This is a genomic window from Shinella granuli (assembly GCF_004341885.1).
Classification (GTDB): Bacteria; Pseudomonadota; Alphaproteobacteria; order Rhizobiales; family Rhizobiaceae; genus Shinella; species Shinella granuli.
Window position 1 is genome coordinate 59,164 of the sequence record NZ_SLVX01000010.1, and the last position, 14,374, is coordinate 73,537.

General features: G+C 65.5%; 14 protein-coding genes. 3 read left to right on the plus strand and 11 right to left on the minus strand.

The genetic code is table 11. The features are described 5' to 3' along the window. Positions 1-98: 98 nt before the first annotated feature. Positions 99-1,079 carry an agmatinase gene (speB, locus tag EV665_RS16930; RefSeq protein ID WP_133034999.1) on the minus strand — a complete coding sequence of 327 codons (981 nt, stop codon included), beginning with the start codon at positions 1,077-1,079 and terminating at the stop codon, positions 99-101. Between the two features lie 336 nt (positions 1,080-1,415). On the opposite strand from speB, the gene EV665_RS16935 reads away from it, so the two are divergent. Continuing rightward, positions 1,416-2,060 (plus strand): helix-turn-helix transcriptional regulator, encoded by a 645-nt coding sequence (locus tag EV665_RS16935; RefSeq protein WP_133035000.1) that lies wholly within the window; start codon positions 1,416-1,418, stop codon positions 2,058-2,060. A 64-nt stretch (positions 2,061-2,124) separates the two neighbouring features. Here EV665_RS16935 and EV665_RS16940 read toward each other — a convergent pair whose 3' ends face one another. The 9 genes from EV665_RS16940 to EV665_RS16980 form a co-directional block, all read right to left on the minus strand. Continuing rightward, on the minus strand, positions 2,125-3,090 hold the full coding sequence (locus EV665_RS16940) for a threonine ammonia-lyase (protein ID WP_064334220.1): 966 nt from the start codon (positions 3,088-3,090) through the stop codon (positions 2,125-2,127). A 14-nt stretch (positions 3,091-3,104) separates the two neighbouring features. Then, positions 3,105-3,836, minus strand: a complete 732-nt coding sequence (locus EV665_RS16945) for an amino acid ABC transporter ATP-binding protein (protein WP_133035001.1) — start codon at positions 3,834-3,836, stop codon at positions 3,105-3,107. Next, on the minus strand, positions 3,833-4,570 hold the full coding sequence (locus EV665_RS16950) for an ABC transporter permease (protein ID WP_133035002.1): 738 nt from the start codon (positions 4,568-4,570) through the stop codon (positions 3,833-3,835). Before EV665_RS16950 ends, EV665_RS16945 begins: the two co-directional genes overlap by 4 nt. 5 nt (positions 4,571-4,575) lie before the next feature. Next, entirely contained in the window at positions 4,576-5,241 is a 666-nt protein-coding gene (locus EV665_RS16955) for an ABC transporter permease (protein ID WP_133035003.1), read from the minus strand. A gap of 58 nt (positions 5,242-5,299) precedes the next feature. After that, positions 5,300-6,082 (minus strand): transporter substrate-binding domain-containing protein, encoded by a 783-nt coding sequence (locus EV665_RS16960; RefSeq protein ID WP_133035004.1) that lies wholly within the window; start codon positions 6,080-6,082, stop codon positions 5,300-5,302. Positions 6,083-6,132: 50 nt separating this feature from the next. After that, positions 6,133-7,101, minus strand: coding sequence for an ornithine cyclodeaminase family protein (locus EV665_RS16965; protein ID WP_133035005.1), 969 nt, complete (start codon positions 7,099-7,101; stop codon positions 6,133-6,135). Positions 7,102-7,331: 230 nt separating this feature from the next. After that, positions 7,332-8,498 (minus strand): amidohydrolase, encoded by a 1,167-nt coding sequence (locus EV665_RS16970; protein ID WP_133035006.1) that lies wholly within the window; start codon positions 8,496-8,498, stop codon positions 7,332-7,334. A gap of 119 nt (positions 8,499-8,617) precedes the next feature. Next, positions 8,618-9,502, minus strand: coding sequence for a sugar phosphate isomerase/epimerase family protein (locus tag EV665_RS16975; RefSeq protein ID WP_133035007.1), 885 nt, complete (start codon positions 9,500-9,502; stop codon positions 8,618-8,620). Then, a complete protein-coding gene (locus tag EV665_RS16980) occupies positions 9,499-10,497 on the minus strand; it encodes a Gfo/Idh/MocA family protein (RefSeq protein WP_133035096.1) in 999 nt (332 codons plus the stop codon). Before EV665_RS16980 ends, EV665_RS16975 begins: the two co-directional genes overlap by 4 nt. A gap of 171 nt (positions 10,498-10,668) precedes the next feature. Between EV665_RS16980 and EV665_RS16985 the strand changes: the two genes are divergently transcribed. After that, positions 10,669-11,493 (plus strand): helix-turn-helix domain-containing protein, encoded by an 825-nt coding sequence (locus EV665_RS16985; protein WP_064334068.1) that lies wholly within the window; start codon positions 10,669-10,671, stop codon positions 11,491-11,493. Positions 11,494-11,503: 10 nt separating this feature from the next. Here the strand turns inward: EV665_RS16985 and EV665_RS16990 are convergent, their stop codons facing one another. Further along, the gene (locus EV665_RS16990; RefSeq protein ID WP_133035008.1) at positions 11,504-12,193 is read right to left on the minus strand and encodes a hypothetical protein; all 690 of its coding nucleotides are present in this window, start codon (positions 12,191-12,193) and stop codon (positions 11,504-11,506) included. Positions 12,194-12,569: 376 nt separating this feature from the next. Here EV665_RS16990 and EV665_RS16995 point away from each other — a divergent pair, with 376 nt between their 5' ends. Beyond that, complete coding sequence (locus tag EV665_RS16995; RefSeq protein WP_133035009.1) at positions 12,570-14,372, plus strand: thiamine pyrophosphate-binding protein; 1,803 nt, start codon at positions 12,570-12,572, stop codon at positions 14,370-14,372. The last annotated feature ends 2 nt before the right edge of the window (positions 14,373-14,374 follow it).

Genomic DNA, 14,374 nt, shown 5'->3' on the forward strand with positions numbered 1-14,374 from the left:
TCGACGCTCGCCGACCGGCCGCTCGCGTATCGCCGTGGGTGACAGCGTGATCATCGCAGCCGCGGCTCCAGGCGGGAGCCCTCGTCAGCGTTCGCCGGTCAACGGGATGTGGCGGGCATGCCGTTTCGCCGGCATGCCGCCAGCCGCGCCATGATGCACAGAAGCTCGAACATGATCGTCGCGCCGGCGAGCGAGGTCATTCCCGCGAGGTCGAAGGGCGGGGAGACTTCCACCACGTCCGCGCCGACGATGTCGACGCCCTCGAGCAGCCGCACGAGATGCTGGGCCTCCCGGGTCGAAAAGCCGCCGAGCTCCGGCGTGCCGGTGCCTGGTGCCATCGAGGGGTCGATGGCATCGATGTCGAAGGTGACATAGGTCGGCGCGTCCCCGACGATCCGATGGACCTCTGCCATGACCGCCGCGACGCCGCGCTCGATGAACTCCTCCATGTAGATGATGCGGATACCCTGTTTCAGTGCCCAGTCGTGCTCGTCGGGCGCATAGATCGAGCCGCGGATGCCGATCTGTACCGTGCGATGCGGATCGATGAGGTTTTCCTCGATGGCACGGCGGAAGGGAGTGCCATGTGTATAGGGGTTGTCGCCGAAATAGGTGTCGTTGGTGTCGGAATGCGCGTCGAACTGGATGAGCCCCACCGGCCGGGATGCCGCGACGGCGCGCAGCACGGGCAGTGTCGTGAGGTGGTCGCCGCCGACGGCAAGCGGCAGGGCGCCGGCCTCGACGACGGAGCGCATGCCGGCCTCGATCAGCTTCAGGGCGTCCATGAGGTCGATGGGATTGATTGGCAGGTCGCCGACATCGGCAATGTTGGCGATCCTGAACGGCTCGGTCTTCGAGGCGTGGTGGGTGCTGCGCATGAGGCTGGAGGCGCTGCGCACCTCCCGGGGGCCATGGCGGGCGCCGGCGCGGTTCGTCGTGCCGCCATCCCAGGGAATGCCGACAAGGGCGATATCGAGTCCCTCGGCGCTTTCTACCGCCGGCAGGCGCATGAAGGTCGCATGGCCCGCGAAGCGCGGTACCTTGGCGGCGTCGACAGGCTGGTGGAAGGAATTCTGCATGGCTGTTTCCCCGTTGGACTCTCTGCGCAGCATGCCGATGGGCCGGCCTCTGCTGCCTGCGGGCGACCCCTCGCTCTTCTCAGGGCCTGTCTCCTCGCGTGTCATGCCGGGCAGATTTCCCATTTCTTGCATTGAAGTAAATCCACTTGTCTGGGATTCTGCATTGAAAATCATCTATGTATGGGCCTTGGGAGAAGGGGGCACGCCTGTCGCACGCAGAACGGCTCCAGCCCGCCCGTCCGGGCGTTTTTGGAGGCGGTGCGCATTGCGAAATGCGATAGTCCGTGAGCACAAGGATGTCCGGGCGATCCGGTCGCCAGCCAAGCGAGAATTCGAATGCCGAAACGAGACAAAGACGCCGAAGCAACCACGCCCTCCGATGCGCTGAGGACCTATCATCCGGTCTGCGATGCCATCGCGCTGATCCTGCAGCCCTATGCCGAGGTCGTGCTCCACGATCTTGCCAGCGAGACCGTGAGCTACATCGCCAACAACTTCTCCAAGCGGGATCTTGGCGAACCCTCGCTGCTGCACGAAATCGACTTCAAGCTGAACGACCGGACGATCGGGCCTTACGAGAAGGTGAATTTCGACGGAAGGCGGCTGAAGTCGGTGAGCGCGGTGCTGCGTGCGCCCGATGACCGGGCGATCGCCATCCTGTGCATCAATATCGATGTTTCGCACATCCAGTCCGCGATCCAGGTGCTCAGCGCCATGTCCACGGTCTCGATCGACCAGGGCAAGCCCGCCGCCCTCTTCAAGGAGGACTGGCATGAGCGGGTGAACGAATATGTGCACGGCTGGACGACGAAGCGGGGCCTCCTGATCGCCGACCTCACCCGGGCGCAGAAACAGCAGCTCGTGCGCGAGCTGGCCGAAGACGGCGCCTTCAGCGGCAAGCACGCGGCCGCCTATATCTCGAAGATCCTGCAGATGGGCCGGGCGACGGTCTACAACTACCTTCGCGACACGAAGGCCTGAGCCCTCTACGGCAAAAGGGCGCCCGATGGGCGCCCCCTATGTCGTGCGGCAGAAGGTGGTGTGGTCAGGGGCCGTAGATCGCCTGCGTGACGAGATCGCGGTCGAAATTCGCGCCGCATAGCAGGATCACGCTCGTCTGGCCGGCAAGGCTGGCGGCGACCTTGTTAAAGCCGGCAAGGGCAAGGGCGGCCGAACCCTCGACGATCATGTTCTCCTCGAGGGCGAGCGTCTTCAGCGCGGCGCGAATGTCGTCCTCGCCGCATTCGACGACCTCGTCCACGGTGGCCGTCGCCAGGGGAAGCGTGATCGTGTCGAGGTCGATGCCGCCGGCAACGGCATCGGCGAGCGTTTCGCGATGTTCGGTCTCGACCACTCGGCCGGCCGCCATCGATTCCGCCAGCGCCTTCGAGTGGCTCGCGGCGACGCCGTAGAGCTTCGTGCGCGGGCTGAAGGCCTTGAGCACCGCGCCGATGCCGCTGATCAGGCCGCCGCCGCCCATCGCGACGAAGACATTGTCGACGCCGGTGCACTGTTCGAGGATTTCGAGGGCGATCGTTCCCTGGCCGGCGATGACGTCGGGATCATTGTACGGCGAGATATAGGCATGGCCCTCGGAGGCGGCGCGTTCCTGGGCGTGCTGTTCGGCAAGGCCGGTCTCCTCGCCATGCAGGATGACCTCGACGCCGTAGGAGCGGATCTTCTCCAGCTTGGCGGGCACGACGGTTTGCGGCAGCACGACGGTGAGGTTGCGGGACAGGGCGTGGGACGCATGCGCAGCGCCGATGCCGTGATTGCCGGAGGAGGCGGTGATCAGCCGCCCGCCTGCCGGCTGGGCGGACATCTTCGCCATCGCGCCCCTGATCTTGAAGGATCCGGTGAGCTGGAAGTTCTCCGCCTTGAAGAGCACCGTCGCGCCCTCGGCTTTTCCGGCCTTGCGGGCGGGCAGGAGGGGCGTCTGGTAGATATGGTCGCGGATGCGGGCCCTTGCCCGGACGGCGGCGGCCGCGGTTTCGAAGACGATGGTCTGCATGGTTTCCTCGCTGGTCAATATTGCGTTCCGATTTGCCGAAGGAATTCCTTCGTACGGGCATGGGATGGATGACGGAAGAACGTTTCGGGGTCGGCCTCTTCGAGGATCGTTCCGCGGTCCATGAAGATGATGCGGTCCGCGACGCTTCGTGCGAAGCCCATCTCGTGGGTGACGACGATCATCGTGAGGCCCTGGCAGGAAAGGTCCGTCATGACGTCGAGCACCTCCTTGACCATTTCCGGGTCGAGGGCGGAGGTGGGCTCGTCGAACAGCATGACCTTCGGCTTCATGCACAGGGCACGCGCGATCGCCACGCGCTGCTGCTGTCCGCCGCTGAGCTGGCGCGGATAGCTCGCCGCCTTCTCCGTCAGTTGCATGCGCGCCAGCATGGCCATCGCCTCTTCCTCCGCCGCCCGGTGCGGTGTCCGGCGTACCCGCCGCATGGCGAGCGTCAGGTTGTCCAGAACCGTCAGGTGCGGAAAGAGGTTGAACTGCTGGAAGACCATGCCGACGTCGCCGGCAAGCGCAAGCACGTTGGCGCAGTCGGCCGAAAGGCAGTGGCCGGCGATCTCCACGGTGCCGCCCTGCCGCTCCTCCAGTCCGTTCAGGCAGCGCACGAAGGTCGATTTGCCCGAGCCGGACGGCCCACACAGGACGATGCGCTCGCCGGCCGCGACCGTGAGGCTGACCCCGTGCAGGACTTTTGCGGCGCCATAGGATTTGATCAGGTTCTGCGCGACGATCATGACGACGCTCCCAGGGCTTGTGGCCGCGGCTGCGCCGCGCGGCCGCTTTTGCCGATCGCGGCGACCCCCGGAATGCGCCGCTCGACGAAGCGGAAGGCGATGCCGAACAGGAAGCCGATCGCAAGGTAGAGAAGGCCGGCGACGATGAAGACCTCGAAGGGCGCATAGGTTTTTGCCGTGAAGGCGCGCGCCGCTCCCGACATTTCCATGACCGTGACGGCGCTCGCGAGCGAACTCGCTTTCAGCACGAGGATCAGTTCATTGCCGATCGAGGGCAGGATCGCCCTATAGACCTGTGGCAGGAGGACGTCCCGCATCCGGCTGAACCTCGAAAGGCCGAGCGAGATGCAGGCCTCCGCCTGGCCGGGCGGAAGCCGCTTCAGGCCGCCGGCGATGATGACGGCGACATAGGCGGCGGAATTGAGCCCGATGGCGATGATGGCGCAATTCACCGGCTCGCGGATGATCGGCCAGATCGCGCTGGCGCGCACCGCATCGAACTGGGCGAGGCCGTAATAGAGAATGAAGAGCTGGACGAGGAGCGGGCTGCCGCGCAGGAGGAACGTATGGGTCGCCACCGGCCAGCGCAGCAGCGGGGACCTTGCCGTCAGCGCCAGCCCGAGCGGCAAGGCGAGGGCCTGGCCGAGCACGAAACCCGCCAGGGTGACGATCAGGGTCAGCTTCAGGCCCGCATAGACGATGGGGATGGATTGCAGGAGGATCTCGTAGGACATCGCGCTCACCGTCCGAAGGTCAGGCGGCGGTTGCCATAGGCGAAGATCGCCATGGAGACGCTGGTGATGGCCACATAGAGACCCGCGACGATGAGGTAGAAGGTCATGGGCGACTGCGTCGCGCCTGCCGCCACCACGCCCTTGCGCATCAGCTCCTCCAGCCCGACGATCGAGACCAGCGCGCTCTCCTTGAGGATGATGAGCCATTGGTTGCCGAGCCCGGGCAGGGCATAGGAGAACATCTGGGGCAGGATGACATGCCGGAAGGTCGCCCCGGTGCCGAGGCCGAGGCTCTTGGCCGCCTCGGCCTGGCCGGGCGGGATCGTGTGGAGGGCACCGCGCAGGATCTCGGTGAGGTAGGCGCCGGAGACGAAGGAAAGCGCGCAGATGCCGGCCGTCAGCGCATCCACCTCGACATAGGCGCCGAACATCCTGCTGAGCAGAACCGTGCCGCCGTAGAAGACGAGGAAGATGACGAGCAGTTCCGGAAGACCGCGGATGATCGTGACATAGGTGGAGACGCACCAGCGCACCGGCGCATTGCCGAACTCGGCGCCGAACACCGCCGCAATGGCAATCACGAGGCCGATGGCGAAGCTTCCGAGGGCCACTTCGAGCGTGACGAGCAGTCCTTCCAGCAGATGCGGAAGATAGGCGAGGATGAGTGACATGGGTCGGCCCTTGCGGGTCATGCGCCGCGCCGGGCGCGAGGCATGACCCTGCCCGTTGTTAGCCCTTGTAGGAGAGATCGTAGCCGAAGAACTTCGTCGAGATCTTCCCGATCGTCCCGTCGGAGATCATGTCGACGATGGCCTTGTCCACCCGCGCCTTCAGGTCTTCCCGGCCCTGTTTCAGGGCGATGCCCTGTCCGTTGCCGAATTCGGCATAGTCGGCGCTGGTCAGCATGGGGCCGGCAAGCTCGAGCTTGCCTTCGCGGGCCTTCATCAGTTCCTCCCACACCGATTGCTCCAGCAGGCCGGCATCGATGCGGCCGGCGGCCAGATCGTCGGCGATCTGCTCGTTGCGCTCGTAGAGACGGACATCGGCATTCTTGAAGTACGTGTTGGCCACGGCCTCATGGGTCGAGCCGGTCTGCACGCCGATCGCCTTGCCTTCCAGCGCCGCCTCAAGCTCCGCCCTCGTCTTGGTGGCGGCAAGCGCGCCGCCCTTGATGGTCGCGATGTGATAGGGCGCGTCGGCATAGGCCTTGGAGAAATCCACCTGCTTCGCGCGTTCGGCGGTGATCGAGAGGCCGGAAATCACGAGGTCGAACTTGCCGACCTGGAGGCTTGCCAAAAGGCCGTCGAAGGACTGGTTGGTCCAGGCGCAGTCCGCGCCGATGCGCTTGCAGATCTCGTCGCCGACCTCGCGGTCGAAGCCGACGATGTCGCCTGCCGTGTCCGTATAGCCCCATGGCGGGAAATCGGCGCTGGTGCCGATGCGCAGTGGTTCGGCGCCGGCGCTCCCGGCAGTGATGGCGGCAAGAACGGATGCGATTGCTAGGATTTTCATGTCATTCCCCTTTTCAGTGATGGTTTTGTCGCGGCCGGTCCGGCCGCGGGTCAGGTCCGGATGTCCAGCCCGGCGACCCGTTCGAGCACGGTTCTGGCCATGGCAATGTCCTGGGTGGCGACGCCGGTGAGATCGGCGATCGTGATCTGCGAGGCGGCCTTGCGCCCGCGCGCCCGCCCGGAAAGGATGAGGCCGAGCTCGATGCAGTCCTCGGTCCTGATCAGGCCCGCGGCGAAGGCGCCGGCGAATTCGCCGTGCTCCAGGCACTGGCGTGCAAGATCGACGGCCAGAACATTGGCGCGGGCGACGAGATCGACGGCCAGCTCCCGCTTGCCCGGCGCATCGGCGCCCATGGCGGTGATATGCGTGCCTTCCCGGATCCAGTCGGCCTTGATGAGCGGATGGGCCGAGGGCGTCGTGGTGACGATGACGTCGGAGGTGCGGCACATGGCTTCGAGATCGTCCGCCACATGGACCGCGAGCCCGATGGCCGCGAGGTCGGCCTGAAACGCCTCGGCTTTGGCGCGCGCGCGACCCCAGACGTTGATCGTGATCGGCCGGCCGGCGAGGGCGGCCATGGCCCTTGCCTGGAAACGGGCCTGCGTGCCCGTGCCGACGATAGAGAAGGTCTCGGCGTCGTCGCGGCAGAGGGCGAAGGTGGCGACCGCGCCGCCGATGCCGGTTCTCAGGTCCGTCAGCCAGCCCTCGTCGTTCAGCGTGGCGATCACCTGGCCGGTCTCGGCCGAGACGGCGACGATGATGCCGTTGCTCGACGGCAGTCCCTTGGACGGGTTGTCGTAGAAGCCGGCGGCGATCTTCACGACGAAGACCGGGTCGCCGGCGATGTAGCCGTACTTGATGTGGCAATCGCCGTTTTTGTCGGGAAAACCGAGATAGCCGACGGGCGGCACGTTCGCACGCCCATCCGATATCGCGATGTAGGCGTCCCGTATCGCCGCGATCGTCCCGGGATCGATGCTGACGAGGTTCTGGATGTCGGAACGTGAGAGCTGGATCATGGGCTTCCCGCCTTTTCAGGCAATCAGGGTTTGCGGGCCGCATCGCAGCCGCACCCGGTGGAGACCCGGCTGGCCGCAGGCGGCGTGGATTGGTTTGCGGGCAACCGGAAAGGCCTGGCCGGGGTTGCCGGGAACGCCGGCTGCAGCCTTTCGGGCTGCTGGCCGTCGTTCCTGGCGGGCACTATAGGAGATAAAACTAAATTGTCCAGTATGGATTTTTCTGTCTAATTTTATGTTCGTCCGGCAAGCGCGCCGAGCGCCGTTCTTGCAAGGAGCGTCGCCCCCGGGGCGATGATCGCATCGTTGAAATCGTAGGCCGGCTGGTGCAGCCGGCCGTCCAATACTGCCGGGCCGTTGCCGATCCAGGCATAGGCGCCGGGGCGGTGAAGCAGGAAGAAGCCGAAATCGTCGCCGGCCATCGTGGGACGCGGATCGCCCCGATAGGCTGCAAGGCCCGCCTGCCGCACGGCCGCGCGCATGAGGTCGCGTTCCAACGGCGTGTTTGCCACCGGCGGGCATATGGGATCGTCGAAGGCAAGATCGACGGTGCAGGATGCGATGGACGCGGCGGCCGCGGCGACGGCGCGCGTGCGCTCCCGGAGCAGGGTGAGGGTCTCCATGCGGAAGGCCCGCAGCGTGCCCTTCAGGTCCGCGGACTGGGGGATGATGTTCTGGGCATGGCCGCCGTGGAACGAGCCGACGGTCGCGACCGCCGCCTCATAGGGGTCGACCGCCCGTGCGACGGCCTGCTGGAGACCGGTGAGGAAATGCCCGCCGGCGAGCAGCGGATCGCCGGAAAGATGAGGCATCGCGGCATGCGCGCCGTCGGCGCGGAAGGTGATGTCGAATTCCGACGTGCCGGCCATGACCGGGCCTTCGTGCAGCAGGACTTCGCCGGCCGGCATGTCGGGCCAGTTGTGCAGGCCTAAGATCCGCTCGAAGGGGAAGCGCTCGAGCAAGCCGTCCTCGATCATCAGCCGGGCGCCGCCGAAGCGCTCCTCCGCCGGCTGGAAGACGAGATGGACGGTGCCGGCGAAGTTTCGCGTCCGGGCAAGCAGGGTCGCCGCGCCGATCAGGATGGCGACATGTCCGTCGTGGCCGCAGGCATGCATCTTGCCGGGGTTCTTCGAGGCGTAGGAAAGGCCTGTCGTCTCGCTGATCGCAAGAGCATCCATGTCCGCGCGCAGCGCCACCGCCGGGCCGGGCGCGGACCCTTCGATGACGCCGACGAGCCCGTTGCCGCCGATCTTCTCGTGAACCGGGATGCCGAGGGCTTCCAGCCGGTCCCGGATGAATCCGGCCGTCCAGACCTCTTCGAGGGAAAGCTCCGGGTGGGCATGCAGGGCGTGGCGGTAGGAAATCAGCGTGTTGATGTCGGCTTGGGAAAGAGTGTTCATCGGCGCCTGTGCATATACATTGTTGTCCCGTTTGAACAAAATTGTATAGCTCTACACGACTCCGCTTTGCAACCTGCTTTGTCTCTCCCAATGTGCATGCTGTCCCGCCGAACGGGGCGTCACGACAGGATCAGGCGCTCCATGAGGGCCTTCAGGTCCCTCGCCACGGCAAAACTGTCGTCCTGGTGCTGGCGCCTGCAGAAGAGCTCGCAGCTCCACCAGCCGGTATAGCCGGTCGATTTGACGGCATCGACCCAGCTTTGGAGGTCGAGCACGCCCTGGCCGGTCGGCACGTCCCGGAGGACGGGTTCGTTCGGTATACCGCCGGCATAGGGCAGGGAATCGCAAAGATGCACGCCGTAGATCAGCTCCTTGTCGAGCCGGGCGATCCGTTCCGGCGTGTCGCCGCTGGTATAGGAGTGCCAGAAGTCGATGACGATGCGCACATTGTCCCGCTTGCAGCGGTCGATCACCTGCAACTGGGCATCCATCGTGTTGAGCGGCGTCCAGGACAGCGCTTCGAGATAGACGAGCAGGCCATGCGATGCGGCGATGTCCGCGACGGCCTGGAGATTGGCGGCGGTGAGATCAAGCTGGGCGTCCGTCGGCAGATCGACGAGGCCGCGGTAGAGGTCGGGATACCGCTCTGCGGCGCCTGCCTCGAAGACCCGGATATCCAGCGGGCCGGTGATGGCCTCGATGCCTTTCGCCCCGGCCGCCGAGGCCAGCGCACAGAGCTCCTCGGCCTCCCGCAGCATCTGCCGGCGGCCGTCGCCCTGCCGCTCGAGGTCGATCAGGAAGCCGATGCCGGGCAGGACGAGGCCGTCGAGCCGTGCCTTCAGCTCGGATGTGGAGAAGCCGGCTTCGAGGAAGGCGGCGATCTTCGGGCCGGAGGTTTCGAGGCCGTCGAAGCCGAGGCTGCGCGCGATCGCGATGTCGATCGCCAGCGTGTTCGGCCGGGATGCCATGGAATGGTAGATGAGCTGGTTTTCTGTCCGGGTCATGGATGCGAGCCTCCTGCGCTAGTCTTTGCGTCAACGGTCCCGATGGAAACGGGCCGTTTGTTCCGGGCCGCGCGGATGGCTTCCGCGGCGCGCAGCGCGATGACGTTGTCTTCGCCGAGCGACATCCAGGTCGCCGGCTTGCGGGGCAAAGCCAGGAAGGCTTCGATCGTCGTGACATGCGGGTCGCGCTCGCGCACAGGGATGAGCTCGTTCCGCCCGTTCAGCCGCCGGACCAGCGTGCCGGCGCCCTTTCCGCTCAGCGTTCCATGGGCGATCAGCGTGCCGCGGTCGCCGGCGAGCATGACGATGCTTTCGAACTCCGCGGTCGTGAAACTCTCGTAAGATTGAAGGACGGCACCGCCGGACAGGCCGAGCGCATAGGACTGCTGGTCGGTTTCGCCCTGCGCCGGCGAGGCCGAAAGGGCGGAGACGGCAACAGGCTCCTGGCCGGTGAGGAAACGCGCAAGGTCGATGCTGTCGATGGAGGCTTCGAAAAGCGCATTGCCACGATCCACCGCCTCGTCGGCATGGCGGTTGGGCGGCGGCTGGAAGGGGGCGCCGCGCGCGATGAGGAGCGATTGCAGCGTGCCGATTTCCCCTTCCAGCAGCAGCCGGCGCATGGTCTGATGGGGCGAAAGGGTGCGGAAGGGCTGGTGGAGCGCCAGGGTGATGCCCGCCGTCCGGCATGTCTCGACGAGGCTTGCCGCCAGACGGCTGCTGCCGGCGATCGGGCCGTCGCACAGGACGTGTTTGCGCTGCGCCGCCGCTGCCAGGATGTAGTGCCTGCGCCGGTCGCGGACGGCGCTGACATAGGCGAAGCCGACGCGCGGATCCTCCAGCGCCCGACGGGCATCGAGGGCGACGCCGGGGATCTGCATGTCCTGCGAGAAATGCGCTGCATATTGCCGGTTGCGGCTGACGACCCACAGGGGTTCCTGTCCGGCCGACCGGATCGCCGCAACCATGTGCTCCGTTGTTATGGTTCCGGTCCCCATGACGGACCATCCGACCGCTTCGCTGGACTGCACCACGGGTCCTCCCTTTCATCCTCCGGAGATTGAACGGTCGGCCCGCGCGCCACAACTTCGCAGGCAGTTGATGTCTTTAGCGATATGAAGTAGAATTAGCGTCACAATGCGTCATATAAGGCGCTGGCGGGGACGGGAATGGATCAGCTGGGACGAGACGGGGCCGCCTTGGCGGCGAACCTCAGGACGCTCTGCGAGCAGCACGGTTCGGTCGCGGCCGTCTGCCGCAAGATCAACGTCAACCGGCAGCAGTTCAACAAGTACCTGTCGGGCGCCCATGTGCCGTCGCCCGCCAATCTCAGGATCATCGCGAACTATTTCGGCCTCAGCGTCCCCATGCTCTTTGCCGACCCGGAGGAATTCCGCACGCTGGTGGAGGGCAACTTCTTCCACGCGATGGCGACCGCCCGGCAGCTACCGGAATTCTCGCGCTTCGTCTCGGACATGATCGTCGAGAACAATGCCGATCACAACGACATCGTCGGGGTCTACGACCGCTACCAGTTCTCCTCGATCTACAAGGGTTTCGTGCTGCGGTCGGCCTTCTGCATCTACCGCAACAGGGAATTCCTCCAGCACTATTATGTCGAGCGCTTCCCGAGTTTCGACGATCCGAAGAAGACGGAATATGTCTTCAAGTATTACGGCTTCTGCTTCCCCGTCGCCGACCGTCTCTTCACGGCGGATTTCGAGGGCATCCAGTCGAACGAGATGACCTTCGGCGTCTATGCGCAGGTCAAGCGCAACGCCAAGCGCTTCATGTTCGGCATTTCGAGCGGCATCGCCGCGACCGTCTTCCGCCAGCCTTATTCCACGAAGGTCGCGCTGCACTACCGGGGGCCCGGCCTGTTGCGCCGCGCGCATCTCAAGGAACTGACGGTGATGGACCGCAACGACCCCAGCATTCCGCGCGAGGCCTTGCAGTATCTCGGCGACGGCTCCGACATGATCCAGATGAGCTGAGGCGGCCCCGTCAGGGGTGCAGTTCGACGGCGAGCCAGACGCTGTCGCTGTCCGCATAGTAGCGGTGCCAGGGATAGGTCCACTGGTTCTCGCCCGTCACCCGGCAGAAGGGATCGTGCGAATAGCCGATCGGCATCACCACGTCCTCGTAGAGCGTTGCCGCGCCGCGGGCCTTGAATTTCTGCATGCGGCCCAGCCCGTGGATCTGCGTGTGCGTTTCCAGGAACGGGTGCTCGTTGTGGATGAAGCAATCCGTGTCGCCCGGCGACCACCAGAGATTGAGCTTCAGCGTGAAGACCTGCGGCGCCTCGGCCGCCGCGCGCTCATTGGTGAAGACGCGCGGGTCGAGCGTGACGGTGCCGATCTCGTCCTGCGCCGAGATGTAGAGCGGCGTGTCGCGCGGGAAGCTGCGGATGCGGTTGCCCAGCCAGTCCCAGCCGCGGAACATGCAGCCGCCGAGATTGGTCGGGTTGACGACCTTGATGAGCGCCGCCCGCTCCGCCGAGCGGATGCGGCCACCCTTCAGCCAGGTCGACTTCCATGCCGGCACGATGGCGGGGTGCTCGTCGCCCGTCACCATCGGGGTGGGGCTGATATTGACCACGACGGCGTCCGCCACATCGTAGTCGACCACGTTCTCAACCAGCTTTGCCGAAATGAAGTCGTCTGCGAAAGCCAGGTCTCTGCTCAGGTTCTGCACGGCGGTGCCTCTTTTGTCTGTCCGTATCCTGAGAAAGCCATAGCGCGCGCCGCGAAAAAAGTGCGCGCCGGAATTAATTTATTCGCATGACGACGCGGTGTCAGCTTCACTTTGCGCAGGATGGCTTTCTCCGTGGGCATCCGCTCATTCCAGCCAGGGCGCGTGCGGACCGTCACGAAATGGCCAGACCGGCGGTGGCGCGTTCGGCGTGAGCGGAAACTATGACGCAGAACTGCTTTTGGAGTGCGTCATCTCGCGTCAGTGTTTCGATGGCTGCGAACTTGCGGCGGCGCTCCGCTCGGCCGAAGAATAAGCCCATCGCTGGAAGGCGTCCCTTCCTGCTCACGAGACAACGATATTTCAGAGGGTCGATCACATGAAACTGACAGGTGGCCAAGTCGTCGCGAAAGCGTTGAAGGAATACGGCGTCGAATATGTGGCGGGCGTGCCGGGCCATGGCATCTGGTCGCTGTTCGACGCCTTCCTGCAGGAAGGCTCGGAGATCCCCTTCATCCAGGTGATGCACGAGCAGAGCGCGGTTCACATGGCGGACGGCTATTATCGCGCCTCCGGCAAGCCGATGGCCTGCTCCACCTCGGTCGGCCCGGGCGCGGCCAACACCATCATCGGCCTTGCAACCGCCTATTGCGATTCCACCTCGCTCTTCTACATCTCCGGTTCGCCCCAGACCTACATGCACGGCCACGGCACGATGCAGGAACTGGAGCGCCAGCAGGACAACGCCTTCCCGCGCATCACCGAGCAGGTGACCAAGCGCGCCTGGCAGGCCAATTCGGTGCAGGTCCTCCCAAGCATCATGCACCGCGCCTTCAGCGAGTTGCTGACCGGCCGCCCGGGTCCGGTTCACGTCGAAGTGCCGATGGACGTTCAGGTCGAGGCGGCGGATGTCACCATCCATCCGCTCGGCAAGCGCCTGCCGGTCGGCGTGGCCTATCCGGATCCGAAGGCCGTCGAGGCGGCGCTGAAGGTGCTCCTTGCCGCCGAACGCCCGGTCATCGTCGCCGGCGGCGGCGCGATCACGGCGAACGCCTCGGCCGAACTGACGCGCCTTGCCGAAAAGCTCGGCGCGGCCGTCTCCATCACCTGGAACGGCAAGGGTGCGATCTCCGAGGATCACGCGCTGTTCATCGGCGCGGTCGGCCAGACGGGCACGACCTGCGGCAACAAGATCACCGCCTCGGCCGACGTCGTCGTCTCGGTCGGCTGCCGCTTCACCGACTGGTCGGCCTCCTCCTACGCCAAGGGCGTCTCCTTCTCGATCCCCTCAGCCAAGCTGATCCATATCGACCTCGACCCGCGCGAGATCGGCAAGAATTACGAGACCGAGGTCGGCATCGTCGCCGACGCCAAGGTGACGCTGGAGGCGATCCTGTCGCTCATTTCCGATGCGGACTCGCAGAAGATGCTGGCGCGCCGTGAAAATTTCCTCGCCGACGTGCAGAAGGCCAAGGCCGACTGGCGCGCCCAGGTCGAGCCGCGCGAAAACAGCCGCGAGACGCCCTTTACCTCGCAGCGCCCGCTGATGGCGCTGCGCAAGGTCCTCGACCGCGACGGCATCGTCGTCGTCGGCTCGGGCAATACGCAAGGCTCGGTGAAGCAGAGTTTCCCGGTCTACGAGCCGCGCACGCACCTCACCTCCGGTTCCTATTCGCCGATGGGCTGGGCGGTGCCGGCGGCGATGGGCGCCAAGCTCGCCTGCCCGGACCGGCAGGTCGTCGCCATCGTCGGCGACGGCGACTTCATGATGTCGCTGCCGGAAATGGGCACCGCGGTCATGAACGGCATCAACGTCGTATTCCTCGTTCTGAACAACCAGGGCTACATGTCGATCCGCGGCGGGCAGCGCAAGTTCATGGGCCGCCACATCGCCTCCGAGTTCAACCACCACGCCGGCAACGGCGCGCCCTATTCGGCCGATATCGCCGCCTCCGCCAGGGCCTTCGGCCTCCAGGCCTGGAAGGTCGAGAAGGATGAGGACCTTGAAAGCAGCCTGAAGGCGGCGCTCGACTGCGGCGGCCCGGCCCTCGTCGAAGTCATCGTCTCGCGGGATGCCGCCGGCCCGTTCGCCACCGGCTGGTGGGACTTCCCGTCGCCGGCCTATTACGAGAAGGAGCAGGCCGCCTACGCGGACATGCGCGCCCTCGAACAGCATCTCTAAAA

Coding starts and splice junctions, on each gene's coding strand:
- EV665_RS16980 (WP_133035096.1), bottom strand. CDS start 10,497: ATGGGGACCGGAACCATAACAACGGAGCACATGGTTGCGGCGATCCGG.
- speB (WP_133034999.1), bottom strand. CDS start 1,079: ATGCAGAATTCCTTCCACCAGCCTGTCGACGCCGCCAAGGTACCGCGC.
- EV665_RS16975 (WP_133035007.1), bottom strand. CDS start 9,502: ATGACCCGGACAGAAAACCAGCTCATCTACCATTCCATGGCATCCCGG.
- EV665_RS16955 (WP_133035003.1), bottom strand. CDS start 5,241: ATGTCACTCATCCTCGCCTATCTTCCGCATCTGCTGGAAGGACTGCTC.
- EV665_RS16940 (WP_064334220.1), bottom strand. CDS start 3,090: ATGCAGACCATCGTCTTCGAAACCGCGGCCGCCGCCGTCCGGGCAAGG.
- EV665_RS16985 (WP_064334068.1), top strand. CDS start 10,669: ATGGATCAGCTGGGACGAGACGGGGCCGCCTTGGCGGCGAACCTCAGG.
- EV665_RS16935 (WP_133035000.1), top strand. CDS start 1,416: ATGCCGAAACGAGACAAAGACGCCGAAGCAACCACGCCCTCCGATGCG.
- EV665_RS16965 (WP_133035005.1), bottom strand. CDS start 7,101: ATGATCCAGCTCTCACGTTCCGACATCCAGAACCTCGTCAGCATCGAT.
- EV665_RS16960 (WP_133035004.1), bottom strand. CDS start 6,082: ATGAAAATCCTAGCAATCGCATCCGTTCTTGCCGCCATCACTGCCGGG.
- EV665_RS16950 (WP_133035002.1), bottom strand. CDS start 4,570: ATGTCCTACGAGATCCTCCTGCAATCCATCCCCATCGTCTATGCGGGC.
- EV665_RS16945 (WP_133035001.1), bottom strand. CDS start 3,836: ATGATCGTCGCGCAGAACCTGATCAAATCCTATGGCGCCGCAAAAGTC.
- EV665_RS16970 (WP_133035006.1), bottom strand. CDS start 8,498: ATGAACACTCTTTCCCAAGCCGACATCAACACGCTGATTTCCTACCGC.
- EV665_RS16995 (WP_133035009.1), top strand. CDS start 12,570: ATGAAACTGACAGGTGGCCAAGTCGTCGCGAAAGCGTTGAAGGAATAC.